This window comes from Hymenobacter siberiensis, assembly GCF_018967845.1.
GTDB lineage: Bacteria > Bacteroidota > Bacteroidia > Cytophagales > Hymenobacteraceae > Hymenobacter > Hymenobacter siberiensis.
Genome location: NZ_JAHLZZ010000001.1, coordinates 4,618,713 through 4,643,619, shown reverse-complemented (window position 1 = coordinate 4,643,619; position 24,907 = coordinate 4,618,713). Strand labels below are relative to the sequence as shown.

Genomic DNA, 24,907 nt, shown 5'->3' with positions numbered 1-24,907 from the left:
CGATGGACCACGCTACCCCCGCGCGTTTCCTGGCGGCCCACGAGGCCACGGCTACCGCTCCCATTTCTTTGCTGCTGCGGCAGCCCCTGCCACCCCGCGACCAATGCGCGGCCCGCCTGCGCATCAGCGTCATCATTCCAGCCAAAGACGAAGCCGCCACCCTGCCCGCCACCCAAACCACCGAGCACGGTCAACCCCTGCCCCCAGCAGCTTCGAGGTCATCGTATTGGCCAATAATTGCCGGGATGCTACTGCTGCCGTGGTGCGCCGTCAGGGCACTAGCACGGTAGCGGCCTGTTGGCATTTCAGAAACTCCCGCAGCCGCGCCACGGCTTCGGTAAAGCCGGGCTTATTTGGGCCGTCGGGCAACCCGCCATCGGGCAGGGCCAGCAGCATCGGCTCCGTTGCATCGGCCCCCAGAATGGTGAGGGCGTGGCGGAACTCGGCCGCCCGCACCGCCTGCCGCGCCGGTGCCGAAAATAGCACCCAGCTGGGGTGCGACATGGTGCCGTCGCTCGCCAGCACAGCCGCCGTGGGCTGCCCGGCCAGGCGCAATATCTCCAGGTTGATGGTTTCGATGGCGGTACGCATCATGTTGGCGTAGGCCACGGTGGCTTCGGCTCCTTCAGGCGTTGCAGCACTGGGGCGGGCGGCATTTTTGGCGCCCCCGCGCAGCCATTGGCGGCCGCTTTCCAGCATAATGGCCATTTCGCCGAGGCGCTGGCGCTGGTAGGGGTCGTCGGTGCGACCGAGGCTGCGCAGGAAGTCGCGGGTTTCGTCAAAAGCAGCTTCGGCCCCGCCCAGCTGCACGGCCGCAAACCGGATGGCTCCGCCGCTGAACGCCGGCTGCTGGTAGTAGGCATTGGGCGGGCCGATGAGGTCCTCTGGGCCGATTTTCAGCCCGGTCAAATCGGCCCGGAAGCTGGCGGTGGCCCGCATGCCTATCGGCTGCCAGAAAGAGCGGTCCAGCGCGGGCGGCTGGGCATCGGCCGGCAGCACAAACAGCTGCCAGCCCTGCCCATGCGGCAGCGCCCCGGTAATGAGCGGCCGCGCCAGCTGCCCGGCCCCGGAAGCGAAGGTTTTGGCCCCGCGCAGGCGGTAGCGGCCGTTGGGCAAGTCCTTCAGGTGCACGCCATCGGCCGGGTTCTCAGTGTTCCAAACGCCGAATAAGCGCCCGGCGCGGGCATCGGCCGCATAGCCGGCTACCTGCGCTGCCGTGGCCAGCTGCTGAATAAGCAGCAGTGCGTTGGTGTGGCCTTCAAATACGCGCCCCATCGCTAGGTTGCTCCGCCCAACGTGCTACAACACCCGCAGCAGCGGCAGCGTGGCCGCCGGCGAGTGCAGCCCGGCTCCGCCCAGGGGCGCCGGTAGCGCCGCCGTGAGCAGCCCGGCCGCGTGCAGCCAGCCAAACTCTTGGATGGGAAAGCCGCCTTCCACATCGGTAGCGGCCGCCTGGTCGAAGAGACGGGGAGCCAGCTGCGCGGCGGCCTCTTCGGCTTCGGTAGGCGTCATCACGGCCGGGGTGGGCGCTTCAATAGGGCCGGGTTCGGTAGCGGGCAAAGCGGCCGCGGTAGTCAGCATGTGCTAGAATGGGTAAAGCAGGGTGCTTTGCTATACTTATCAAAGTGGCGCAGTGTTCGGCCAGCGCTGATTTTGCAGCCGCCGGGCGCGGTGGTAATAATTCGGTAACACTGCCCGCAGACGGCAGGCTAAGGCCGGGCGTACCTTCGTGGCGGTAATTATGCCCAGTTTTTTCGCCCGTTTTATGTCGTCCCGTCCCATTCGCGCTGCGTTGCTTTCCGTGTATCACAAAGACCGGCTGGCCCCGCTGGTGCAGGTATTGCGCCAGCACGGCGTCACGCTGTACTCCACTGGTGGCACCCAGAAATTCCTCGAAGAAGAGGGTGCCGAAGTAACCGCCGTGGAAGACCTCACCGGCTTTCCCGAAGTATTCGGTGGCCGCGTGAAAACGCTGCATCCCAAGGTGTTTGGTGGTATTCTGCACCGCCGGCACGACGTGGGCGACCTCGCCGAAGCCGAGCAGCACGATATTCCGCCCATCGACCTGGTAGTGGTTGATTTATATCCTTTCGAAGAAACCGTAGCCAGCGGGGCCGAAGAGCAGGACGTCATCGAGAAAATTGACATCGGGGGCATTTCGCTGCTGCGTGCCGCCGCCAAAAACTTCCGCGACGTGCTCGTAATCAGCAGCCGCGACCAGTACGCGGCCGTCACCGAGCTGCTCACCGCCAAAAACGGCGCGACTGACATCGAAGACCGCCGCCACTACGCCGCCGCCGCTTTCGCCACCACCTCGCACTACGACACCGAAATTTTCAACTACATGAGCCAGGGCACGGCCGTAGCCGGTAGCGCCCTCCGCCTCAGCGCCCAGCCCGCCACGCCCCTGCGCTACGGCGAGAACCCGCACCAGGCCGGCACGTTCTACGGCGACCTCACGGCCCTGTTCGACCAGCTGCACGGCAAGCAGCTGAGCTACAATAATTTGGTGGACGTGGATGCCGCCGTGGCCCTCATGGCCGAATTCACCGATGGCGAGCCGGCCTGCGCCATTCTCAAGCACACCAATGCCTGCGGCGTGGCCCAGGCTGCCACTCTGCGCGAGGCCTACGTGAATGCCCTGAGCTGCGACCCAACGTCGGCCTTCGGCGGCGTCATCATCGTAAACAAGGAGGTAGACGCGGCCACTGCCGCCGAGCTCAGCCAGCTGTTCTTCGAAGTCCTTATCGCCCCCGGCTTCGCCGCTGATGCGTTGCCGGTGCTCCAGAGCAAGAAAAACCGTATTCTGCTGTTGCAAAAGCCCGTTGAGTTCCCGAAGAAGCTGGTCAAAACCCTGCTCAACGGCATTATCGAGCAGGATGCCGACCGCCAGACCGAAACTGCCGCTGATTTCCGCACCGTGACCCAATCGGCCGCGACTGAAGAGGAAACGGCCGCCCTCGTTTTCGCCGGCAAAATCTGCAAGCACACCAAGAGCAACACCATCGTGCTGGCCCGGGCCGGCCAGCTGCTGGCCTCTGGCGTGGGCCAGACCTCGCGCGTGGATGCCCTGCGCCAGGCCATCGAAAAAGCCCGCACCTTCGGCTTCGACCTGGACGGGGCCGTGATGGCTTCCGACGCCTTCTTCCCCTTCCCCGACTGCGTGGAAATTGCCGGCGCGGCTGGCATCCGCGCCGTGGTGCAGCCCGGCGGCTCCATTAAGGATGCCGACAGCATTAAGGCCTGCGATGATTTGGGTATGGCCATGGTGCTCACCGGCGTGCGGCATTTCAAGCACTAAGGCTGAGGCAGTTGAACAAAACTCCCCTCCTTTTTAAAGGAGGGGAGTTTTTGCGAAGTAAAAACGGGGGTGGTGCATTGGTCGAACGAAGCCGGCGCAACGCCTGCGCAAGCCGTTCGGCCGTCGTTCGACCAATGCACCACCCCAATTTCAGCTTTGCTGAAATGTCCCCCCCCCTTAAAATAAGGAGGGGAGCTGGTCGTTGTGCGGTAGCACCAACCCCGCGCAAACCTTCCGTACCTTTGCACATTATTCTGCCCGGCCCTAAAACCGGACTCCGCCTTATTGCAGCTAACTCAATGGGTTTCTTTAATTTCCTGACCAGCGACATCGCCATCGACCTGGGTACGGCCAATACGCTCATTATTCATAACGATAAAATCGTGGTGGATGAGCCGAGCATCATCGCCAAAGACCGCACTACTAATAAAGTCATCGCCGTGGGCCGCCAGGCCCAGCAGATGCACGAAAAAACGCACGATAACATCCGTACCATTCGCCCCCTGAAGGACGGCGTGATTGCCGATTTCCACGCCGCCGAGGAAATGATTAAGGGCATGATTAAGATGATTGACACGCGCAAGCGGCTGTTTCAGCCCTCGCACCGCATGGTCATCTGCATTCCGTCGGGTATTACCGAGGTAGAGAAGCGCGCTGTGCGCGACTCCGCCGAGCACGCCGGAGCCAAGGAAGTCTGGATGATTCAGGAGCCCATGGCCGCTGCCATTGGCATTGGCATCGACGTGCAGCAGCCCGTCGGTTCGATGATTATCGACATCGGAGGTGGCACCACCGAAATCGCGGTAATTGCGCTGTCGGGCATCGTGTGCGACCAGTCCATTAAAACGGCCGGCGATGTGTTCAATCAGGATATTCTCGACTACATGCGCCGGCAGCACAACCTGCTCATCGGCGAGCGTTCGGCCGAGCGCATCAAAATTGAAGTTGGTGCGGCCCTCACCGAGCTCGACGTGCCGCCGCCCGACCACGAAGTGCGCGGCCGCGACCTGATGACGGGCATTCCGAAAGTTATCAAAGTAACCTTTTCGGAAATCGCCATTGCCCTCGACAAATCAGTAGCTAAAATTGAAGAAGCGGTATTGAAAGCCCTCGAAATTTCGCCGCCCGAATTGTCGGCCGATATCTACGAAAACGGCATTCACCTCACCGGCGGCGGCGCCCTGCTGCGTGGCCTGGACAAGCGCCTGGCCGCCAAAACCAAGCTGCCGATTCACATTGCCGAAGACCCGCTGCGCGCCGTGGTGCGCGGCACGGGCAAGGCTATTAAGGACATCCAGGCCTTCAAAGGCGTGTTGCTGACGTAACTCAAGATGATAATAGTTGAACGTCATGCAGAGCGCAGCGAAGCATCTTTACTGCGTAAGTAATCAGATTTACTACAGCGGTAAAGATGCTTCGCTGCGCTCTGCATGACGTTCTATGTTCTCCGATAAAAAGTAAAATACCTCCGTGCGGAATCTATTTCTTTTCCTATTTCGCTTTCGCGGGGCGCTGGTATTTGGCTTATTGGAAATAATCAGCCTGTATTTATTCATTACCAGTAATTCATATCAGCGGGCGGCGTTTTTTAATTCGGCCAATTCATACGCGGGCATGGTGCTGGCCCGCCGCACCCAGATACTGGACTACTTCCAGCTGGCCGAGATGAACCAGCAGTTGGCCGCCGAAAATGCTGCCCTCCGCCAGCAGCTTTTTCCGGCCGATTCGACGCGCCGCGAGGCCGATTCGGTGGCCCTGGCCCCGGCCCGCGCCGATTCGCTGAAGCGCGTGCGCTACCAGCGGCCGGCAACCAGGCCCGACACCTTATTGCTGGGGCAGCAGCTGGTGGCGGCCCGCGACCCGAGTTATCCACTTATTCCGGCCCGGGTTATCAACAATATGTTGCATAATGTTGATAACTATCTCACGCTGAACGTGGGCAGCGCCGATGGCGTGGTGCCCGGTAAGGGCGTGGTGGCGGCCGGGGGCGTAGTGGGCCGCGTGAAAGTGGTGAGCGCGCATTATGCCACCGTCACGAGCCTGCTGCATTCGCAAACCCGCATTGCCTCCAAAATCAAGCGCGATGGCACGTTTGGCACCATCAAGTGGCAGGGCGACGACCCCACCCACGCGCTGCTCGACAACGTGCTGCGCGAAACCAAGCTGGTGAAGGGAGATACAGTGCTCACGTCGAGCTACAACTCGGTATTCCCCGAGGGCATTTTCATTGGCACCATCGACTCCTTTGTGAAGGAGCCGGACAAGAATTTCTGGACCATCCGGGTGAAGCTGGGCGTCAATTTTGCCAATCTGACCTACGTGTACATCGTGACCAACCGCAACAAGCCCGAGCGCGACACCCTGGAAACCCACACGGGCATGCTGCCGAAAGGAGGGGCGCATCCATGAGCGGCCTGCGGTTTATTTTTTTGCAGGTGCTGCGCTTCGTGCTGTATGCGGGCGTGCACGTTTTGCTAATCAGCCGGCTGGTGCTGTTTGATTTGGGCTGGTGCTTTTTCTACCTGGGCTTTTTGCTGTTTTTGCCCATCACCACGCCCATCGTGGTGCAGCTCCTGCTCTCGTTTGCGATGGGGCTCACGATGGATATTTTTTACGACACGGGCGGACTGCACGCGGCGGCGGCGGTGCTGCTGGGCTTTCTGCGGCCGTGGGTGTTGCGCCTGCTCACCCCGCGCGACGGCTACGACAGCGCCGACGCCGTGAACGTGCACCAGATGGGCTGGCAGTGGTTTGGCGTGTACATGACGCTGCTGGTAGTGCTGCACCACGCCGCGTTTTTCCTGCTGGAGCTGGGCAGCTTCCGGTATTTTGGCACCACGCTGGGGAAAATGTTGGTGAGTGCACTCTTTACCAGCCTCGCGCTGTTGATTGTGCAGCTGCTGTTTTTTCCGGTGCGCCGGGGAAGGAGCTAGTTGTTTAGTTGATTGATATAGAGTGTTATGCTGAGCCTGCCGAAGCATCTCTACCGCTCAAGTAATTATTTACTATTGCGGTAGAGATGCTTCGGCAGGCTCAGCATGACGTTCGGGAGAATTTAAATTACCCATGCAATACCTCGAAGGCCGTAAATACGTGGTGCAGGGCATCTTTTTACTGGTGGCCCTCATCTTCCTCACCCGTCTGTTTTTTATGCAGGTGCTGGACGGGACGTATAAGCTGGCCGCCGACAAAAACACCTTGCAGCGCCTGGTGCAGATTCCGTACCGGGGGCTGATTTATGACCGCAAAAACCTGCCGCTGGTGCAGAATACGCCGGTGTACGACCTGGTGGTGGTGCCCCGCGAAGTGCAGCAGCTCGACACGCTCCGCTTTGCCGAATTGCTGCAAATACCGCTGGAAGACCTGCGCGCCAGCCTGAAAGCGGCCAAAAAGTATTCGCGCGTGAAGCCCTCGCCTATCCTGCAAAACCTGACGACGGCCGATTTGGCGGTTATTCTGGATAAGCTGGGCGACTTCCCGGGCTTCCGCACCCAGACGCGCATGGCGCGGGCCTACCGCACGCCCAACCTGGCCCACGCCCTGGGCTACGTGGGGGCCATCACGCCGGCTTTTCTCGAAAAGCCCAAATACGCCAAGTATCAGCCCGGCGAGAACGTGGGCATCTCGGGCCTGGAATCTTACTACGAGCAGACGCTGATGGGCCGGCGCGGCGTGCAGTACAAGATGGTGAACGTGCGCGGCATCGAAAAAGGCAAGTTTCGCGGTGGCGAGTTCGACACGCTGTCGGTGGCCGGGCAAGACCTGCATCTGAGCATCGACGCAGAATTGCAAGCGTATGGGGAGAAGCTGCTGGCGGGCCGGCGCGGCTCCATTGTGGCCATCGACCCCAAGACGGGTGAGATTCTGGCCTTCGTTTCGGCCCCGCACTACCAGCCGCAGCTGCTCACGGGCAAGGGCTCGGGCAACCGCTACATGACCCTGCTCAATAACCCCGACCGACCGCTGTTCGACCGACCGCTGATGGCTACCTATCCGCCAGGCTCGGTGTTTAAGCTGGTGAATGAGCTGGTAGCCTTGCAGTTGGGCGTGGTGCAGCCCAGCACGGGATTCGAGTGCAACCAGAAGCTGGTGAAATGCACCCACCGCCACGAGTATCCGGCCAACGTCAGTCTCGCCATCAAAAACAGCTGCAACCCGTATTTCTACCAGGTGCTGCGGGCTGTGGTGCAGCGCGGGCAGGCCAAGAACAAGTACGACGATGCCCACATTGGGCTGGCGCAGTGGCAGAAAATGGTGAAGTCCTTCGGCTTGGGCGAAAAGCTGGGCGTGGACATGAGCCAGGAAAAGCGCGGCCTGATTCCGTCGCCGGAGTTCTACGACCAGAAGTTTTTCGATAAGAAGCACAACCGCCAGCACCGCTGGAGCTTCCGCAACGTGTACTCACTCAGCATCGGGCAGGGCGAAATCGGTATCACCGGTTTGCAGATGGCCAACGTGCTGGCCACCATTGCCAACCGGGGCTATTACTACACGCCGCATTTCGTGCGCGGCATTGGCCAGGGCGGGCCGCTGCCCGAGTTCCAGCAGAAGCACTACACGGCCGTGGACACGACACTGTTCAAGTACATCATCCCCGGCATGGAGATGGTGGTGGACGGCAACGGCGGCACCGGCAACCTGGCCTCGCTCTCGCAATACGGCATCACGATGGCCGGCAAAACCGGCACCGTGCAAAATCCCCACGGCTTCGACCACGCCACCTTTGCGGCCTTCGCCCCGGTGCAGGACCCCAAAATTGCTATTGCCGTGTTCATCGAGAACAGTGGCTTTGGGGGCACCAGCGCTGCCCCGGCCGCTGGTTTGATGATTGAGAAATACCTCCGCGGCAAAGTGGCCCCGCACCGCAAGCGCTGGGAAGATTGGGTGATGTACGGCGACTTCACCAAGCATCTGCACGGGATGTAGGACGACGTGCGACGTAAACTGACCGTCATGCTTCGCTACGCTCTGCATGACAAACGGAAGTGCCCCAACCTTTCGGCCCCAAAGCTGGTTCTACCCCTTCACAACCCCCGAAAAAACATGGAATCCCTCCAAGGAAAAGTCGCCCTCGTTACGGGCGCAGGCAAAGGCATTGGCCGTTCGGTGGCCCTGGCGCTGGCCGCTGAAGGCGTGCACGTAGGCCTACTGGCCCGCACCGATAGTGACCTGCAAGCCGTAGCGGCCGAGATTATTGCCGCCGGTGGCACTGTCATTACGGCCGTGGCCGATGTGGCCGACCGCACCGCCGTGAATCTCGCCGTGGCTAAAATCCACCAGGAGCTGGGCCCCATTGACATCCTCATCAACAACGCCGGCATTGGCACGTTTGCCAAGTTTCTGGAGATGGAGCCCGAGCAGTGGGAGCACATCATTCAGGTGAACCTGATGGGCACGTACTACGTGACCCGCGCCGTGCTGCCGGTGATGATTGCGCGCCAGACCGGCGATATCATCAATATTTCGTCCACGTCGGGGCAGCGCGCTGCCGCTGGCAGCAGCGCCTACAGCGCCTCGAAGTTCGCGGTGCTGGGCCTCACCGAGTCGTTGATGCAGGAGGTGCGCAAGCACAATATCCGCGTGTCGGCCCTCACGCCCAGCACGGTAGCCACGCCACTGGCCCTCGAAAACAAGCTCACCGACGGTAACCCCGACAAGGTGATGCAGCCTGAGGATTTGGCCGAGTTCATGGTGTCGCAACTGAAGCTGAACCGTCGCATTTTTATTAAAGAGGCCGGTATGTGGTCGACAAACCCGTAATTTCGGGCACCCAATTGTTGGCGAAGCGCCCCCGCAGCCTGGCTGCGGGGGCGCTTCTGGTTATCACCAAACGCTCCAAGCTCCATGTCAAGCCCCGAAACCCAGCAGCAGCAGCATCAGCTCGCTCAGGAAAAACAACTCGTTGCCGCCACCGCCGCCGGTTGGGTACGCGATGGCATGGTGGTGGGGCTGGGCACGGGCAGCACGGCCGCGCCGTTTATTGAGCTGCTGGGCCAGCGGGTGCGCGAGGGCGGCTTGCGCATTCAGGCCACGGCTACCTCGCGAGCGAGCGATGAGCTGGCCCGCCGCGTGGGCATCCCCATGCTGGAGCCCCGGCGCGGCCTGCGCTTCGACCTGACCGTGGACGGGGCCGATGAGCTCGACTCGCAGCTGCGCCTCATTAAGGGTGGGGGCGGGGCCTTGCTGCGCGAAAAAGTCATTGCCACCGCTTCCGATTACCTGCTCATCGTGGCCGATTCGTCGAAGGCCGTGGCGCAGCTGGGCCGGTTCCCGCTGCCGCTGGAAGTGGTGCCCTTCGCCCTGCCCTGGGTGATGGACGCCGTGGCCGCCCTGGGCGGTGCGCCCGTGGTGCGGGCAGACAAGCTGCGCCCTGCCGACCTGGCCCAATCCGACCAGGGCAACCTGCTGGTGGACTGTTATTTTGAGAAAATTGAGAATCCGGCCGAGTTGGCCCTCACGCTGAAAACCATTCCCGGGATGGTGGAGCACGGCTTGTTTCTGGGATTGGCGCGGGCCGCCATCATCGTGCAGGGCGGCGCGGCGCAGGTGCTGCGCCCGGGCCAGGCGGCGGTAGCGGCCGCCACATTTTCGGCGCTGCCGTAATGCCTGATTCCGGCCGATTTACGTTTCCGGCGGTGCCTGCCGTGCTGCTTTCCATTGTGAGCGTGCAGGGCGGGGCAGCTATTGCCAAGGGCCTGTTTCCGGTGTTGGGGCCAGCGGGCACTACCAGCCTGCGGGTGGGTATTTCGGCCCTGGTGCTATTGTTGGTAGTGCGCCCGCAGCTGGGGCGCTTGTCGGGGGCGCAGTGGCGGGCGGTGGTGCCCTACGGCCTGGCCCTCGGGCTGATGAACCTGCTGTTCTACTTCGCCCTGGCCCGCATTCCGCTCGGGCTGGCCGTCACGTTGGAATTTGTGGGGCCGTTGGGCCTGGCGCTGGCAGGCTCGCGCCGCTGGGCCGATGCGGTGTGGGCGCTACTGGCCGCCGCGGGCATCGCGCTGATTGCGCCGTGGCACAGCCAGGGAATTGACCTCCTGGGCCTGGCTTTTGCGCTGGCGGCCGGCGGGGCCTGGGCCGTGTACATCGTGCTGGGCCAGCGCACGGCGGCAGTGTTGCCGGGCCAGCAGGCGGTGGCCATTGGGATGCTGTTCGCGGCCTTGCCGGTGTTGCCTTTTGGGGTAGCCAGCGGCAGCTTGCTGAACCTCACGCCGCACTTGTTACTGCTGGGGGGGCTGCTGGCGCTGTTTTCCAGCATATTGCCATTTTCGCTGGAGATGCAGGCGCTGCGCACGTTGCCCACCCGCACCTTCAGCATTCTGATGAGCCTGGAGCCAGTGGCGGCGGCGATATCCGGCTGGCTGCTGCTGGGCGAGCGGCTGCTTTTGGGGCAGTGGCTGGCGGTGGGCTTTATTGTGGTGGCCAGTTTGGGGGCCACGCTGGCGGCCGGAGCTGGGCCGCCAGTACCGGCCGTGGGCGGGCAATAGGAACGGGGTAGCGGGGCTTTAAGTAGTAGTCAGTAATTAGTAGTCAGTAATCAGACTTCATCTATGTGAAAATCAGCAAATTGATTTCTGCCCGACTACCGGCTACTTATTACTGACTACCTGCTTATCATCGCTGCTTTCGGTACCTGTGGGCCCGGCTGCGCACCAAAATAGGCAGTCAGTACAGAAATCGGAGTGGTTTTAATGTTACGGTATAATTATGTTTATATTATATATTGCATCCGGCATTAATGTTATGCATGCATCACTTGTATGTTACCGTACTTTTGCGGCCAGATTACCGGGAAGATTTTCGGAAAACCACATAAGACGCTTGCTATGAAAACGTTATTACGCGTATTGGTGGGATTTTTAATGCTGGCGAGTGCCTTGCCGGCTGTGGCGCAGGGCGTTACTACTTCAGCCATTAAGGGCTTGGTGCTGGATAGTAAGGGGCAACCGCTGCCCGGCGCGACGGTAGTTGCCACCCACCTGCCTTCGGGCACGACCTACGGCAACGGCACCCGCGACAATGGCCAGTTCGACCTGCTGAACATGCGCATTGGCGGGCCCTACGAAATCAAGGTGTCCTTCGTGGGCTACGAAACCTACGTGCAGAACAACGTGCAGCTGGTGCTGGGCAAAACCTTCGAAACCCGCATCACCCTGAGGGAAGGCGAGGGCCAGAAGCTGGATGAAGTGGTGGTGAAGGGCAACCGCGACGGCCAGATTAACCCCGACCGCACCGGGGCCGTCACCAACATCAGCTCCACGGCCATTCGCACGCTGCCCACCATCAGCCGCTCGCAGGAGGACTTTACGCGCCTCACGCCCCAGGCCAGCGGCCAGAGCTTTGGTGGGCGCAACACGCTGTATAACAACTTCTCGCTCGACGGCTCCATCTTCAACAACTCCTTCGGCCTCGACTCGCCCACGCCCGGCGGCCAGACCAACTCGCAGCCCGTGAGCCTCGACGCCATCGAGCAGATTCAGGTGAGCCTGGCACCCTACGACGTACGCCAGGGCGGTTTCACGGGGGCCGGCATCAACGCCGTAACCAAGAGCGGCACCAACGAAATCAAGGGCACGGTGTACACCTACTTCCGCAACCAGGGCCTGATTGGCAGCAAGGTGGAAGGCGCGACCATTGATAACCCCAGCCTGAAATTCAACCAGACAGGCTTTGCCCTGGGTGGTCCGATTATCAAGAACAAGCTGTTCTTTTTCGCTAATGCCGAGCTGACCCGCCAGACCGACCCGGGCCAGACTTTCCGGCCCGCCAGCAGCGCGGCCGAGGCCACTGCCGCCCAGAATGGCCAGCTCACCGGCGTGAGCCGGGCGCGGGCCTCGGATTTGCAGGCCATCCGCGACCGGCTGACGTCGGTGTACGGCTACGACCCCGGCGACTTTCAGGGCTTCAACTACCGCACGTACTCGGATAAGATTCTGGCTAAAATCGACTGGAATATCAACCCGCAGAACACCTTCTCCATCCGCTACAACTACCTGAAGAGCTACCGCGAGCAGGGCCCGCACCCCATTGCCATCGCGCCTTCGTCGCGGGTGCCCGGCGTGAATACCCTGCAGTTTGCCAACTCGGGCTACACCATCAACAACAACCTGAACTCGGTGGTGGCCGAATTGAACAGCAGCTTCGGCAACGGCAAGTTCAGCAACAAGGCGCAGGCCAGCTTCTCGGCCTTCCGCGACTTCCGCGAGCTGCCCGCCGGCAAGTTCTTCCCGCAGATTGACATTACGCAGGGTGGCACAACTTATACCACGGTGGGCACCGAGCAGTTTTCGGCCAATAATACCCTGGACCAGAATATTCTGCAGCTGACCGATAACCTGAGCTACTTCGCCGGCGCCCATATCCTCACGGCGGGCGTGAACTACGAGCGGTTCCAGTTCGTGAACGGCTTCAACCTGCAGCGCTACGGCTACGGCCGCATGGAGCTGAGCGACTTCTTCGCCAACACCCGTCCCGGCCAGCCCAGCTTTATGGACCTGAATGCCCAGGCCGCCGCCGGTGCCAAGCTGCCCGTGAAGCAGGTCGACGTGACCGTGGCCCAGCTGGGCCTCTACGTGCAGGACGAGTTCCAGGTGAACCCGGCCCTGAAGCTGACGCTGGGCGTGCGCGCCGATATGCCCATCTACAGCACCACGGTGGCGGCCAACGCCCAGATTTCGGCGGCTACCTTCAACGACCCGAACGGCAACCCCACCAAGGTCGACGTATCAGAGCTGCCCAAGTCTACGCCGCTGTTCTCGCCCCGCCTGGGCTTCAACTATACCTCGCAGGCTGAGGGGGCAAAAACCCAGGTGCGTGGCGGCACCGGCATTTTCACCGGCCGCATCCCGTTTGTGTGGATTTCGAACCAGGCCTCGAACGCCTCGTTTGGCGACTTCTACACTTTCCAGATTAACTCGACGGGCCGCGACTTCAAGTTTCCGCAGGTATGGCGCTCGAACCTGGCCATCGACCAGGAGCTGCCCGGCGGCATCATCGGCACGCTGGAGGCCATCTATTCGAAGGATATCAATGCCGTGGTGCACCGCAACTACAACCTCGTGACGCCCACCCAGCGCCTAACCGGGGCCGACAACCGCCAGATTTATCCCGCCAGCGGCCCGCGCCTCAACTCCTTCACCGGTCCCAACGGCCAGTTCACCTTCCTCGATGCGGGCGTAATCGGCCTCCAAAACACCAACCAGGGCTACCAGTACTCCCTCACCGGGCAGCTGCGCAAGGAGTTTACCAGCGGCTTCTACGCCTCGGCCGCCTACACCTACTCGCTGGCCAAGGACCTCACCTCGAACCCCGGCGAGATTGCCGGTGATGCCTTCCAGCGCCTGCCCGTGGTGGGCAACCCCAACCAGCCCCAGCTCTCGTACAGCGACTTTGGCCTGCGCCACCGCATCATTGCCGCCGCCGGCCGCCGCTTTTCCTATGCCGATAACAAGCTCGGTACTACCCTCGGGCTGGTGTTTGAAGCCGGCCAGGGTAACCGCTTCAGCTACACCTACGCCGGCGATTTGAACCGTGACGGCATCGAAGGCAACGACCTGATTTTCGTGCCAGCCAGCCAGAGCCAGATTAACCTGGTGCCCTACACCAACGCCGCCGGCCAGACCGTGACGGCCGCCCAGCAGTGGCAGCAACTCGACGCCTACATCAACCAGGACGACTACCTGAGCAGCAACCGCGGCGGCTACGCCGCCCGCAACGGGGCCATCTCGCCCTGGTACACCCAGCTCGACGCCAAGCTGATGCAGGATTTCATCCTCACCACCAGCGGCGGCAAAAAGAATACCCTGCAAGTGTCGTTCGACATTCTCAACCTCGGCAACCTGCTGAACCGCAGCTGGGGCAACCGCCAGCTGGTGGGCAACAACCGCCTCATCGAGGCTGCCTACGGCACCGGCACTTCTGCCGATACGCCTGCCTATACCTTCCGGGGCGGCAACCAGACCTTCTTCACCGATACCAACCTGACCAGCCGCTGGCGTGCGCAGGTGGGCGTGCGCTACATCTTCGACTAGGTATCGACCCACGCGACCAGCAAAAGGGCCCCGGCGAATATCGCCGGGGCCCTTTTGCGTCTGCGAGTAGCCGGAATCGTATGCGATTGCTCGTCTGCTATATAGTTGTCTTTGTTGTTGAGCTTAGCGGGTCAAAACGGCCGCTGCGGGCTCATCCAGAAACCAATGCCGCTCGTTTGCCGAAGGGGTGATGAGCTGGGCCGGAAACTCCTCGGTGTTGCGCGGGCCCTGGCGCACCCGGCGCACGGCCGCCGCCTTATCGGCCCCAAAAACAAGGAAGGCCACGGCTCTGGCCTGGTTGATGAGCGGCGCCGTGAACGTAAGGCGGAACATGTCTACCTCGGGCACGAATACGGCCTGCACCTCGGCCACGGTGGCCTGCAATACCTCGGTATGTGGAAACAGCGAAGCCGTATGCGAATTATCGCCCAAGCCCAGTAAAATCAAATCGAGCCGGGCGGGCTTGGGGCTGAAAAAGTGGTTGATTGTCTGGGTGTAAGCCTTCGCCGCCTCGGCTGGCGGTAGGGCCGTGTCGAAGCTGAAAACGTGGTCGTCGGCAATGTTGAGCGGGGCCAGCAGGGCCGTTTTGGCCATCAGGTAGTTGCTCTGCGGGTCGGTGCGGGGCACGTTGCGCTCATCGCCGAAAAAGAAGTACGCTTTGGTCCAGTCAATCTGGTCGCGGTAGGCGGGCGAAGCCAGCAGCTCATAAAGCTTTTTGGGCGAGCTGCCGCCCGACAGGGCCACGGCAAAGCGGCCGCGCGCAGCAATGGCATCGGCGGCACGGGCCACAAAATAATCGGCCAAGGCATGCAGCGTGGCCTCAATGGTAGGCTGGATGTGTAGGTGCATGGGGTATTTTCAGGGATTAGGGGAAGGAGGAGCTGAGTGCAGGTGCTTAATCCGGACCGTCATGCCGGGCGCGACTGAAGTATCTCGCGGGCTACTGCTACTACGCTTTTTTCTTGTCGTTACTTTTCAGCGGTAGCGTGAACCAGTGGAAACCGTCGCGGGCAATGAGGGCCTCGGCCACTTCCGGACCCCACGAATCGGCCGAGTAGTTGGGGAAATTGAGGCTGGGGCGGCCCTGCCAGGAGTTGAGGATGGGCATCACCAAATCCCAGGCTTCCTCCACCTGGTCGCCGCGCATGAATAGGGTCTGGTCGCCGAGCATGGCGTCGAGCAGCAGGGTTTCGTAGGCTTCGGGCGCTTCGGCGGCGTAGGTGCCATGGTAGTCGAACACCATGTCCACAGTGTTCAGCATCATGTCGAGGCCGGGGCGCTTGGCTTGCACTTGCAGGCGGATGCTCATTTCGGGCTGAATGCTGATAACAAGGCGGTTCTGTTGCCAGCTCTCGCCCGTTTCGGGCGGAAAGATGACGTGCGGCACGTCCTTGAACTGGATGCTGATGATGGACGCCGAGCGGTGCATGCGCTTGCCGGTGCGCACGTAGAACGGTACGCCCTGCCAGCGCCAGTTATCCACAAAAAACTTCACGGCCGCGAAGGTTTCGGTGTTGGAAGCGGGGTTGGCGTCCTTTTCCTCGCGGTAGCCGGGCACCTCCTTGCCCTCAATCCAGCCCGCGCCGTACTGCCCGCGCACTGCCGACTCGCGCACTTCCTCGGGCGTGAAGCGGCGCATGGCGCGCAGCACGTCTACCTTGCGGTTGCGTACTTCGTCGGACGTGAAATTCACGGGTGGCTCCATGGCCACCAGGCACAGCAGCTGCAACAAGTGGTTCTGAATCATGTCGCGCAGCGCGCCCGAGCCGTCGTAGTAGCCGGTGCGGTCGCCCACGCCCAACTGCTCGGTCACCGAAATCTGGACGTGCTCGATGCTGTTGCGGTTCCAGAGCGGCTCCATGATGGCATTGGCGAAGCGGAAAGCCATGATGTTTTGCACCGTTTCCTTGCCCAGGTAGTGGTCGATGCGGTAAATCTGGCACTCCTGGAAGCTTTGGGCCAACAGTTTGTTCAGTGCCCGGGCCGACTCCAAATCGTGCCCGAAGGGCTTCTCAATCACGATGCGAACCCGGGTAGGGTCGTCCTTGGTGTGGCGTTGGGCAATGCCCGTGGCAATGATGGGGAAGAACTCCGGGGCCACCGCCAGGTAGTAAATCACGTTGGCCGGGGCATTCCATTCCTGCTCGAAGGCCGAAAGGCGCTGGCTGAATTCCTCGTAGGCGGCCGGCATTTTTACGTCGGATACCTGGTAGTAAATGTGTGGTGAGAACTTGTCCCAGGCCTCTTTTTTGGCCTTGCCACTGCGCGAAAACTCGTTGAGGTCGGCTAGCAGAATGGTGCGAAACTCCGCGTCGGTGAGCTTGGTGCGGCCCGTGCCGATGATGGCAAACTGCTCAGGCAGCCAGCCGTCGAGGAACAGATTATACAGCGCCGGCGAAAGCTTGCGTGCGTTCAAATCGCCGGTGCCGCCGAAGATGACGAAAACGGTGGGCTTAATATTATGGTTGTTGTTCATTGCCAATAAAGCGGGAATGGCTGGTTTTTACGGTAGTATCTGCTCGTCGTGCTTCGCTGCGCGCTGCACGACCGTTTGTGAATGGTGAGAAAGCCCGACTAGCTGTTCGGCTTCACCGGCTCCTCGGTCGAACCATGTTCCTCCACCTGCGCATCCTGCTTATTAGTCGCATCCTCGTGCGCCGGCGTCCACTGCGTGTGGAATACGCCTGCCTTCCCAATCAGCTCGTACGTATGCGCCCCAAAGTAGTCGCGCTGGGCCTGGATGAGGTTGGACGGCATCCGCGCCGTGCGGAACGTGTCGAAATAGCTCAGCGAGGCCATGTAGCCGGGCAGGGCCAGGCCGGCCGTGGCGGCGGCCGCCACCACGGCGCGGCTGCCGGGCACGGCATCGTTCACCAGCTTCTGCACCTGGCTATCGAGCAGGAGGTGGGCTAGTTTCGGCGTGTGCTGGTAGGCGTCAAAAATCTCGTTCAAAAAGCCCGAGCGGATAATACAGCCGCCGCGCCAGATTTTGGCGATGTCGGCCAGGTTCAGGTCGTAGGTATAGTCCTCTGAGGCCTTCGAGAGCAGCTGCATGCCCTGGGCGTAGGTGATGACCATGCTAAAGTAAAATGCTTGCTCCAGCTGTGCCAGGAAGGCCTCGCGCGCTACCGGCAGCGGGCCGGCCACCGGGCCGTATAGCCCCGCCAGCTCCCCGCGCAGGGCTTTGTACTTCGATAGATTGCGCATGGTCACCGCCGTGTCGATGGTGGATAGCGGCACCTCCAAATCCATGGCCACCTGCGAGGTCCACTTGCCGGTGCCCTTCGAGCGGGCCTCGTCCTTGATGTCGTCGAGCAGCAAATGGTCGGTATTTGGGGTCTTGAAGCCGAAAATGTCCTTGGTAATGTCGAGCAGGAAAGATTGTAGCCGGCCCTCGTTCCACTGCGTGAATACCTGGCCAATGGCCGCGTTATCCATCCCCAGGCCGATTTTCAGCACGGCGTAGGTTTCGGCAATGAGCTGCATCAGGCCGTACTCGATGCCGTTGTGCACCATCTTCACAAAGTGGCCGGCCGCGCCGGGGCCGATATAGGTCACGCACGGCTGGCCGTCGACCTGCGCCGCGATGGCCTCAAACATGGGCTGCATCACGCGGTAGGCCTCTTTGTCGCCGCCGGGCATCATGCTGGGGCCGAAGCGGGCGCCTTCCTCGCCGCCGCTCACGCCCATGCCGAAGAAGTGAAAACCAGCCGCTTCTACGGCCTTGGCGCGCCGCTCGGTGTCGGTAAAGTGGGAGTTTCCGCCGTCGATGATGATGTCGCCGGGGGCCAGCAGGGGCTGCAGCTCGGCAATCACGCTGTCCACAATGGGGCCGGCGGGTACCAGCATCATCACCGCGCGCGGCGTTTGCAGGCCGTTGAGGAAGGTGGCGAGGTCGGCGAAGCCGTGTACGGGCTTGCCCGCGCCTTCCTTGGCCAGCAGGGCAATTTTATCGGCGTCCTTATCGTAGCCGGCCACGGGAAAGCCGTGGTCGGCCATGTTCAGCAGCAGGTTGCGGCCCATGGTACCAAGGCCAATCATGCCAAAAGAAGGCTTGGAAGCGGGAGTTGTACTCATCAGAAAAGAGGGGTTTAGGAAGCAGTGTTCAGGTTAAGGAAACGAGTTACGCCGGAAAAAGGCGAAACCGGGGCGAAAGTTTTGGTGGGGGCAGGGCGCCGGCGCGTATTTGCGCCGCGTGCCGCTGGCCCTGCTGGCACGCACCGGCAGCCTGGCCGGGATGGCTGGCCTTGTTATAATAGGACTTACGCAGTTGAAACACTAACCAACTGAAAAACAGCAATATAACAAATATACGTCTTGAATGCAAGTCGTTGATTTTCAGGTTACATAGCTTTTGAAGTGCGTAAGTCCTATATAAAATCCGCTACAACCGATTAAACGGCACGTTCTGAATTGGATATGATTTCCAGTCCTGATAGTCGAAATGCCATCACTCAGCGGGAAACACGATGAAGCCGTTTTGCTCCATTGTGCTGCGGAGCAGGTCCCGCGATATCCGTTGTGCCGGAGTGCCACCAGCGTAAGCAGCGTAGGAGAGCGAGGGCTCATCTCGTCGTACTCGCCGGGCATGGCAACTTCTTTGTTGGCCGCCATATCCCACAAGCTCAGGTCTACGGCGCAGCCCCGGTTGTGGCGGGAGCCTTTTTGCGGGTCGGCCACGAATTCCTTTTTATCGGTCGGAGTGTGGTCCCACATCTGTTTGGTGATGCGCCAGGGGCGATACCCATCGAATACCAGTAGGCAGTAGCCCAGTGGTTTCAAGGTGCTATTCGCCCGCACCAGGGCCTCGGCGGCAGGGCGCTGCAAGAATGCCCGCGCCTGCGGGTACAGCACCCGGCCCATGAAATTGTGGGTAGTGGCGTAGCGGATATCCAATCGAATGGTAGGGTCGAGCCGGGCCAGCTCCACCAGCCCGCCGGGCTGGAACGGGCCGGCTTCGTGCGGCGGCTGCACGGCGCAGCCACCGAAGATGCTCAGGAAGCACAATAGCCACAGCTGTAGTAGGATACGATTCATAGAAGCTGTTTAGAAAATCGGGTTGCGCCGGTCCGACCGGTTGTCGTTGGCATCGGCCCCATAAGCACTGGCGCCGTTCTCGCGGCAACCGGTCATACCACCTAGAGCGGTCGGACCGGTTGCCGCGACTTTGGGCTGACTTTCCAAACAGCTTCATAGCGAAAGCCGATTGGCGGAGAGTCAAATAAGCAGAAAAAGCAGCCCATTAGGCTGCTTTTTCTGCTTATACGCAAAGAAGATTTTTACAAAATCCCACTCATAAAGCCCGGTACCACGCCCAGCGCAATAGTCAGTAGCGCCAGCACCACCATCGTCACGGTCTGAATACCATCGACCGGCACCGGCGTGGCACCCTCGGGGGCGGGCTGCATGTACATGGCGATAATGGGCCGCAGGTAGTAGTACAGGCCCACCATGCTCATGATAACCGCGAATACCACGAGGCCGATATAGCCCTGGCCCACGGCCGCCGCCAGCAGGAAAAACTTGCCAAAAAAGCCGCCCGTGAGCGGAATGCCAGCCAGCGAAAGCATGGCCACCGTCATCACGAAGGCCAGCAGCGGGTTGGTTTTGCCCAAGCCATTGAGGCCGGCGTAGGAGTCGTCCTGGCGGTGTTCGGCCACCAGTTTCAGTACGCCGAAGGCGGCTACCGTAGCAATAGAATAAGCCAGCGAGTAGAAGAAAATGCCGCTGGCGGCATCGCCAGTCAGCATGCCCTTGCTGGCCACGAGGCCGATGAGCAAGTAGCCGGCGTGGCTCACGCTGGAGTAGGCCAGCATGCGCTTGGTGTTGGTTTGGGCCGCCGCGCCTACGTTGCCGAGGAGCAGCGTGAGGGCGCACATGGCCTGAATGGTGGGCATCCAGAAGCCCTGAGCGGCGGGTAGGGCCACCGCCAGCAGCTTGAGGAAGGCGGCGAAACCAGCCGTTTTCACCACCGTACTCATGAAGGCGGTGAAGAACGTGGGCGTGCCCTCGTACACGTCGGGCGTCCAGAAGTGGAACGGCGCGGCCGATACCTTGAAGCCGATGCCGATAATCATCATCAGAATACCGATGTAAAGCATCGGCTGCAGGCTGGCGTTGGCAGGGTTGGCTACGGCCGCGCCCAGCTGCGAGAGGGCGAAGGTGCCGGTAGCGCCATACAGTAGCGCAATGCCGAAGAGCAGGATACCGGTGGCAAACGCGCCCATCAGGAAGTATTTCAGGGCGGCTTCGTTGCTGCGGGAGTCGCGCTTGTTGCTGCCGGCCAGCACGTACATGCTGATGCTTAGGATTTCAATGCCCACGAAGAGCATGATGAGGTGGTCGTAGCCAATCATCATGATGGCTCCCACCAGCGAGAAGAGTAGCAGGGCGTAGTATTCGGCCAGGTTGGGCTCGCCCGATACCACGTAGCTGCGCGAGAAGGGCAGCAGCAGAATGGTGGTGAGTAGCACGATGCCCGTGAAGGCTACCGTGTAGTTGTCCACCACCAGCATGTTGTTGAAGTAGGGCGCGTGCGCCACGTTCCAGTCGGCGTAGTTGGCCCCGAACACGGCCAGCAACAGCAGCATGGCGCCGGGCAGCAGCACCTTATTCGAGCGCAGAAAGCCCAAGAACAGGTTGAGAATGCCGAAGACGGAGAGGAGAATGATGGAAGTCATGTTGTTCTGGCGTTCGCCTCACCCCCCGGCCCCCTCTCCGTGGGAGAGGGGGAGCCAGGCGACGTTGGGGGCTTTTATTTAGGGGAAACTTAGCAGTCTGGAAGCAGGATTGTTAGCCCCGGCTTTGATTAGAATCGTTGTTTTGACAAGCTCCCCTCTCCTGCGGAGAGGGGCCGGGGGTGAGGCGTCCCGTTAGCGCCCGACCAGCGCCAGGATATTTGTGACGGCCGGCTCGGAGATGTGCAGGAAGGTGTTGGGGAACAGGCCAATCCAGAACACCAGCACAATGAGCGGCACCAGCACCAGCAACTCGCCGCCGGTGAGGTCGGTAATGGTTTCGGAGAACGATGAATCCGGGCCGAGCATCACGCGCTGGAACATGCGCAGCAGGTACACGGCCGAGAAAATGATGGTGAGGCCGGCCACCGCGCCCACCCAGGCGTTGTATTCGTACACGCCGGCCAGCAGCAGGAATTCACCCACAAAGCCGCCCGTGAGGGGCAGGGCCACCGTGCTCAACAGCATTATCAGGAAGCAAACTGAGAGGATGGGCGTGCGGCGCGTGAGGCCGCCCAGGTCGGGGATGTAGCGGGTGCCGGTGCGGCGCTCAATGGCATCGGCAATGAAGAACATGCCGACCACGTTCACGCCGTGGGCCAGCATCTGAACCACTGCGCCTTGCAGGCCGATTTGGGTGAGCGAGAACACGCCGGCCGCCATCAATCCAACGTGGCTAAGGGACGAGTAGGCGATGAGGCGCTTCACGTCGCGCTGCCGAATGGCGATGATGGCCCCGTAGATAATGCCAATGACGGAGAGGATGATAACCGGCTTCTGCCACTGGCTCACGCCGAGCGGCACCACGGGCAGCAACCAGCGCAGGGTGCCGTAGATGCCCATTTTCAGCATGATGCCCGAGAGCAGCATGGTGGCGGGGGCGGGGGCTTCGGTGTAGGTGTCGGGCTGCCAGGTGTGGAAGGGGAAGATGGGCATCTTCACGGCAAAGGCGGCGAAAATCAGCCAGAACAGCCACGACTGCTCGGCGGCGCTGAGCTTCAGGCTGTAGAAAGCGGTGAGCTCCGAGGAGTGCTGGGCCAGCGAGCCGGCGGCGGGGCCGGTTTGCTGGTAGAGGTACACGAAGCCAGCCAGCATCAGCAGTGAGCCCACCACGGTATAGAGGAAAAACTTGAGGGTGACGGCAATGCGGCGCTCGCCGCCCCAGGCACCCGCCAGCAGGTAAATCGGAATGAGGGCCACTTCCCAGAAGAAGTAGAACAGGAAGGCATCGAGCGAAACGAACACGCCGAGCAGGCCCGTTTGCATAAACAGCACGAGGGCGTAGAACGTGGACGGGTTGTCGTAATCGCGCTTGAAAGCGCTCAGCAGAATGAGCGGAACCAGGAACGTGGTGAGCAGCACCATCAACAGGCTCAGGCCATCGAGCCCGATATGGAAGTTGATGCCGGCCGAGGCAATCCAGCGGTAATCGAGGTTGTAGGCAGTTGAGCCGTGGCGGGTGAAGTCGAACGTGACGTAGGCGGCGACAACGAATTCGAGGAGCGAGGCCCCGAAGGCAAGGGCGCGGGCGGCGGCTCCCTTAACGACTAGCAGCAGCAGGGCGGCGGCTAAAGGGAGAAAAAGCAGTACAGCAGTCAGCATCAGCAGGCGGGTTGGGCGCGTTGCAGGGTGGGGGAACCCACCCGCAAATTGACCGCAAACTTACGCACGGAGTAGGAAGGCACCACCGTTTTTGTGCAACTTCTACTGGCGGGCCACTTTACGGCTGGGGCGCCTGTACCCGTTGGCCGCCAACTTTGCCGTTCACAACCTTCCCCTCATGACAATACCCATGCTGCGCGTGGTTCGGCCCACCGACAACCTGCCGGCCCTGCTGCGTTTCTACTGCGATGGCCTCGGCTTGCAGGTACTCACATCCTTCACCGCCCACAACGGATTCGACGGCGTGATGCTGGACCACCCGCACGCGCCGTACCATCTGGAGTTCACGCACCAGCCGGGGCACGCCGTGGGCCGCGCTCCCACGGCCGACAACCTGCTGGTGTTCTACCTGCCCGATGCCGCCGAATGGCCGCCCGCCGTGCAGCGGATGCTGGCCGCCGGCTTCGCGCCCGTGCCAGCATATAATCCGTATTGGGACCAGCAGGGCCGTACTTTTGAAGACCCCGACGGCTACCGCGTGGTGCTGCAACAGGCGGTCTGGAATCTGTAGCGCCAATTACTGCCAAAGATGTCTGACCACTCGCCCGTTGTTTCGCGCCTCGCGCCCACGCCCAGCGGCTTCCTGCACCTCGGCAACGCCGTGAACTTCGTGCTCACCTGGCTGCTCACGCGGCAGGTCGTACCCGGCAGGGCCGGCGGCACGCTGCACCTGAGAATCGACGACCTGGACCGCGCCCGTCTGCGCCCCGCCTACCTGGATAATATCTTCCGCGTAATCGACTGGCTAGGGATTGACTACGACCACGGCCCCAGTGGCCCCGACAATTTCCTGCGCCACCATTCGCAGCTGTTGCACCTGCCCGACTACAACCGCGTGCTGCGCCGGCTGGCGCAGCAGCCCGGTTTGGTGCAGGCCAGCCAGCGCACCCGCACCGGCGGCCCCGAAGCCCCGGTTTCGCTCGAAACGCCCGGCGCGGCGTGGCGGGCGCAGGTGCCGGCTGGTACTGAAATTCAGTTTGCCGATGGTTGGCAGGGCGAAATCAGTGTGCCGCTCGGCGCGCTAATGCCGGATTTTGTGGTTCGCAAAAAGGACGGCGTAGCCGCGTACCAGGTGGCTTCAGTAGTCGATGATTTACGCCTCGGTACCAACCTGATTGTGCGCGGGCTGGACCTGCAAGCCAGCTCTGCCGCGCAGCTTTGGCTGGCCGTGCAGCTCTCGGAAACAACTGCTTTTAATAGAACACAGGTGCATTTTTTTCATCATTCGCTGATGACCGATGCGGCCGGCCAGAAGCTCTCTAAGTCGCAGCAGCTGCCGCTGGATGCGGGTATTCTGGCTCAGGAGCAAGGAAAGCAAGCCGTATTCCAGGCCGTGGCGCAGCTGCTGAAGCTCCCGGCAGAGGCTGCTGCCACATTGCCGACGCTCCAACAGGCCTTCACCTCGGTGAAACGCTCTTTGCCCTCTCGTTAACTCTGTGCGAAAAACTACCGCACCTCTTTCTTAAACTGCTCGGCCCAATAATCGGCCAAACGGGTAGGCTCCGGTAATTTGTAGCCTTTCAAGCATGCCAGGGTGAGGCGGGTAGCGGTGGCTTGGTCGCAGCGGTGGCCGGGGCTCACGAACAGCGGCAGCACCTTGTCCTTGCTGCGAATAACCTCGCCGATGAGCTCACCGGATTTCGCATCGAGCAGCGGCTCAATGTTGCCGCGCTCGATACCGGGCTCCTGAAAAATGCCCGTCAGCTTATTCTTGGCCACGCCGAAGGTGGGCATGTCGAGCAGCACGCCCAGGTGCGCGGCAATGCCCATGCGGCGCGGGTGCGCAATGCCGTGGCCGTCGACCATAATCACATCGGGCTTGTTCTCCAGCTTGGCGAAGGCGTGAATCACGTTCGGCGCCTCGCGGAAGGAGAGGAAGCCGGGCACGTAGGGCATGTCTACGGGCCCGTAGCTGTACACTTTCTCTACCAGCTCCAGCGAAGGAAATTTCAGGACTACGAACACCGATAGAATGGTGTCGGGCGTGGGGAATGAGGAGTCGCAGCTGGCGATGAGGTGTGGCTCCCGGGGCAGGAGCTCGGCGCGCACGCGCTGGCGCATTTCGTGCTGTTGCTCGGTGAGGCTGCGCACGAGGGCGGGGTCGGGGGGAGGGCCGGGCGGGCGGTAGTAAGCCATTTGGCGGGTATGAGCGTTGAATTCTGAGCTGAGGAAAAGGCAGCATT

21 protein-coding genes are annotated in these 24,907 nt (G+C 61.4%); 12 read left to right on the top strand and 9 right to left on the bottom strand.

Annotated features, from left to right (window positions below):
• Nucleotides 1-2: 2 nt before the first annotated feature.
• Nucleotides 3-290, top strand: coding sequence for a hypothetical protein (locus KQ661_RS20385; RefSeq protein WP_216727887.1), 288 nt, complete (start codon nt 3-5; stop codon nt 288-290).
• Here the strand turns inward: KQ661_RS20385 and KQ661_RS20380 are convergent.
• Complete coding sequence (locus KQ661_RS20380; protein ID WP_216727886.1) at nt 271-1,275, bottom strand: acyl-CoA dehydrogenase family protein; 1,005 nt, start codon at nt 1,273-1,275, stop codon at nt 271-273. The two genes, KQ661_RS20385 and KQ661_RS20380, sit on opposite strands and share 20 nt — an antisense overlap.
• 24 nt (nt 1,276-1,299) lie before the next feature.
• Entirely contained in the window at nt 1,300-1,581 is a 282-nt protein-coding gene (locus tag KQ661_RS20375; protein WP_216690234.1) for a hypothetical protein, read from the bottom strand.
• A gap of 184 nt (nt 1,582-1,765) precedes the next feature.
• On the opposite strand from KQ661_RS20375, the gene purH reads away from it, so the two are divergent.
• From purH to KQ661_RS20330, 9 genes are all read left to right on the top strand, one after another.
• Nucleotides 1,766-3,301: a bifunctional phosphoribosylaminoimidazolecarboxamide formyltransferase/IMP cyclohydrolase gene (gene purH / locus KQ661_RS20370; protein WP_216690233.1), complete on the top strand. Its 1,536-nt coding sequence runs from the start codon at nt 1,766-1,768 to the stop codon at nt 3,299-3,301.
• A 299-nt stretch (nt 3,302-3,600) separates the two neighbouring features.
• Nucleotides 3,601-4,626, top strand: coding sequence for a rod shape-determining protein (locus tag KQ661_RS20365; RefSeq protein WP_168673580.1), 1,026 nt, complete (start codon nt 3,601-3,603; stop codon nt 4,624-4,626).
• A 145-nt stretch (nt 4,627-4,771) separates the two neighbouring features.
• Nucleotides 4,772-5,710, top strand: a complete 939-nt coding sequence (gene mreC / locus KQ661_RS20360) for a rod shape-determining protein MreC (RefSeq protein ID WP_216727885.1) — start codon at nt 4,772-4,774, stop codon at nt 5,708-5,710.
• Nucleotides 5,707-6,234 carry a hypothetical protein gene (locus KQ661_RS20355; protein ID WP_216727884.1) on the top strand — a complete coding sequence of 176 codons (528 nt, stop codon included), beginning with the start codon at nt 5,707-5,709 and terminating at the stop codon, nt 6,232-6,234. The genes mreC and KQ661_RS20355 overlap by 4 nt, the downstream gene beginning before the upstream one ends.
• Nucleotides 6,235-6,367: 133 nt before the next feature.
• Nucleotides 6,368-8,227 (top strand): penicillin-binding protein 2, encoded by a 1,860-nt coding sequence (gene mrdA, locus KQ661_RS20350; RefSeq protein WP_216727883.1) that lies wholly within the window; start codon nt 6,368-6,370, stop codon nt 8,225-8,227.
• A 117-nt stretch (nt 8,228-8,344) separates the two neighbouring features.
• Nucleotides 8,345-9,061: a 3-ketoacyl-ACP reductase gene (locus tag KQ661_RS20345; protein WP_216690229.1), complete on the top strand. Its 717-nt coding sequence runs from the start codon at nt 8,345-8,347 to the stop codon at nt 9,059-9,061.
• 84 nt (nt 9,062-9,145) lie between these two features.
• Entirely contained in the window at nt 9,146-9,904 is a 759-nt protein-coding gene (rpiA, locus tag KQ661_RS20340; RefSeq protein ID WP_216690228.1) for a ribose-5-phosphate isomerase RpiA, read from the top strand.
• Nucleotides 9,904-10,782 carry an EamA family transporter gene (locus tag KQ661_RS20335; protein WP_216690227.1) on the top strand — a complete coding sequence of 293 codons (879 nt, stop codon included), beginning with the start codon at nt 9,904-9,906 and terminating at the stop codon, nt 10,780-10,782. Before rpiA ends, KQ661_RS20335 begins: the two co-directional genes overlap by 1 nt.
• Before the next feature lie 339 nt (nt 10,783-11,121).
• The gene (locus tag KQ661_RS20330) at nt 11,122-14,325 is read left to right on the top strand and encodes a TonB-dependent receptor (protein WP_216690226.1); all 3,204 of its coding nucleotides are present in this window, start codon (nt 11,122-11,124) and stop codon (nt 14,323-14,325) included.
• Between the two features lie 123 nt (nt 14,326-14,448).
• On the opposite strand, the gene pgl is transcribed toward KQ661_RS20330, so the two are convergent.
• The 6 genes from pgl to KQ661_RS20300 all read right to left on the bottom strand — a co-directional run bounded on the left by pgl (nt 14,449) and on the right by KQ661_RS20300 (nt 22,664).
• The gene (gene pgl / locus KQ661_RS20325; RefSeq protein WP_216690225.1) at nt 14,449-15,174 is read right to left on the bottom strand and encodes a 6-phosphogluconolactonase; all 726 of its coding nucleotides are present in this window, start codon (nt 15,172-15,174) and stop codon (nt 14,449-14,451) included.
• Nucleotides 15,175-15,274: 100 nt separating this feature from the next.
• Complete coding sequence (gene zwf, locus KQ661_RS20320; protein ID WP_216690224.1) at nt 15,275-16,801, bottom strand: glucose-6-phosphate dehydrogenase; 1,527 nt, start codon at nt 16,799-16,801, stop codon at nt 15,275-15,277.
• Nucleotides 16,802-16,899: 98 nt separating this feature from the next.
• Nucleotides 16,900-18,402, bottom strand: a complete 1,503-nt coding sequence (gene gndA / locus KQ661_RS20315; RefSeq protein ID WP_235727027.1) for an NADP-dependent phosphogluconate dehydrogenase — start codon at nt 18,400-18,402, stop codon at nt 16,900-16,902.
• 261 nt (nt 18,403-18,663) lie between these two features.
• Nucleotides 18,664-19,362 (bottom strand): M15 family metallopeptidase, encoded by a 699-nt coding sequence (locus tag KQ661_RS20310; protein ID WP_216690223.1) that lies wholly within the window; start codon nt 19,360-19,362, stop codon nt 18,664-18,666.
• Nucleotides 19,363-19,604: 242 nt separating this feature from the next.
• Entirely contained in the window at nt 19,605-21,005 is a 1,401-nt protein-coding gene (locus tag KQ661_RS20305) for an NADH-quinone oxidoreductase subunit N (protein ID WP_216690222.1), read from the bottom strand.
• Nucleotides 21,006-21,197: 192 nt separating this feature from the next.
• Complete coding sequence (locus KQ661_RS20300) at nt 21,198-22,664, bottom strand: complex I subunit 4 family protein (protein WP_216727882.1); 1,467 nt, start codon at nt 22,662-22,664, stop codon at nt 21,198-21,200.
• A gap of 178 nt (nt 22,665-22,842) precedes the next feature.
• Here KQ661_RS20300 and KQ661_RS20295 point away from each other — a divergent pair, with 178 nt between their 5' ends.
• A complete protein-coding gene (locus KQ661_RS20295; RefSeq protein WP_216727881.1) occupies nt 22,843-23,235 on the top strand; it encodes a VOC family protein in 393 nt (130 codons plus the stop codon).
• An 18-nt stretch (nt 23,236-23,253) separates the two neighbouring features.
• Nucleotides 23,254-24,156, top strand: a complete 903-nt coding sequence (locus KQ661_RS20290; protein ID WP_216727880.1) for a glutamate--tRNA ligase family protein — start codon at nt 23,254-23,256, stop codon at nt 24,154-24,156.
• Between the two features lie 14 nt (nt 24,157-24,170).
• On the opposite strand, the gene nfi is transcribed toward KQ661_RS20290, so the two are convergent.
• Nucleotides 24,171-24,860 (bottom strand): deoxyribonuclease V, encoded by a 690-nt coding sequence (nfi, locus tag KQ661_RS20285; protein WP_216727879.1) that lies wholly within the window; start codon nt 24,858-24,860, stop codon nt 24,171-24,173.
• Nucleotides 24,861-24,907: the final 47 nt, after the last annotated feature.

What these genes read in the sequence shown, in the direction of transcription:
- nfi (WP_216727879.1), bottom strand. Translation starts at nt 24,860, where the DNA reads ATGGCTTACTACCGCCCGCCCGGCCCTCCCCCCGACCCCGCCCTCGTG.
- KQ661_RS20345 (WP_216690229.1), top strand. Translation starts at nt 8,345, where the DNA reads ATGGAATCCCTCCAAGGAAAAGTCGCCCTCGTTACGGGCGCAGGCAAA.
- KQ661_RS20290 (WP_216727880.1), top strand. Translation starts at nt 23,254, where the DNA reads ATGTCTGACCACTCGCCCGTTGTTTCGCGCCTCGCGCCCACGCCCAGC.
- KQ661_RS20385 (WP_216727887.1), top strand. Translation starts at nt 3, where the DNA reads ATGGACCACGCTACCCCCGCGCGTTTCCTGGCGGCCCACGAGGCCACG.
- mrdA (WP_216727883.1), top strand. Translation starts at nt 6,368, where the DNA reads ATGCAATACCTCGAAGGCCGTAAATACGTGGTGCAGGGCATCTTTTTA.
- rpiA (WP_216690228.1), top strand. Translation starts at nt 9,146, where the DNA reads ATGTCAAGCCCCGAAACCCAGCAGCAGCAGCATCAGCTCGCTCAGGAA.
- KQ661_RS20300 (WP_216727882.1), bottom strand. Translation starts at nt 22,664, where the DNA reads ATGCTGACTGCTGTACTGCTTTTTCTCCCTTTAGCCGCCGCCCTGCTG.
- KQ661_RS20355 (WP_216727884.1), top strand. Translation starts at nt 5,707, where the DNA reads ATGAGCGGCCTGCGGTTTATTTTTTTGCAGGTGCTGCGCTTCGTGCTG.
- KQ661_RS20335 (WP_216690227.1), top strand. Translation starts at nt 9,904, where the DNA reads ATGCCTGATTCCGGCCGATTTACGTTTCCGGCGGTGCCTGCCGTGCTG.
- gndA (WP_235727027.1), bottom strand. Translation starts at nt 18,402, where the DNA reads ATGAGTACAACTCCCGCTTCCAAGCCTTCTTTTGGCATGATTGGCCTT.
- KQ661_RS20380 (WP_216727886.1), bottom strand. Translation starts at nt 1,275, where the DNA reads ATGGGGCGCGTATTTGAAGGCCACACCAACGCACTGCTGCTTATTCAG.
- zwf (WP_216690224.1), bottom strand. Translation starts at nt 16,801, where the DNA reads ATGAACAACAACCATAATATTAAGCCCACCGTTTTCGTCATCTTCGGC.
- KQ661_RS20295 (WP_216727881.1), top strand. Translation starts at nt 22,843, where the DNA reads ATGACAATACCCATGCTGCGCGTGGTTCGGCCCACCGACAACCTGCCG.
- KQ661_RS20330 (WP_216690226.1), top strand. Translation starts at nt 11,122, where the DNA reads ATGAAAACGTTATTACGCGTATTGGTGGGATTTTTAATGCTGGCGAGT.
- KQ661_RS20305 (WP_216690222.1), bottom strand. Translation starts at nt 21,005, where the DNA reads ATGACTTCCATCATTCTCCTCTCCGTCTTCGGCATTCTCAACCTGTTC.
- pgl (WP_216690225.1), bottom strand. Translation starts at nt 15,174, where the DNA reads ATGCACCTACACATCCAGCCTACCATTGAGGCCACGCTGCATGCCTTG.
- purH (WP_216690233.1), top strand. Translation starts at nt 1,766, where the DNA reads ATGTCGTCCCGTCCCATTCGCGCTGCGTTGCTTTCCGTGTATCACAAA.
- KQ661_RS20365 (WP_168673580.1), top strand. Translation starts at nt 3,601, where the DNA reads ATGGGTTTCTTTAATTTCCTGACCAGCGACATCGCCATCGACCTGGGT.
- KQ661_RS20375 (WP_216690234.1), bottom strand. Translation starts at nt 1,581, where the DNA reads ATGCTGACTACCGCGGCCGCTTTGCCCGCTACCGAACCCGGCCCTATT.
- KQ661_RS20310 (WP_216690223.1), bottom strand. Translation starts at nt 19,362, where the DNA reads ATGAATCGTATCCTACTACAGCTGTGGCTATTGTGCTTCCTGAGCATC.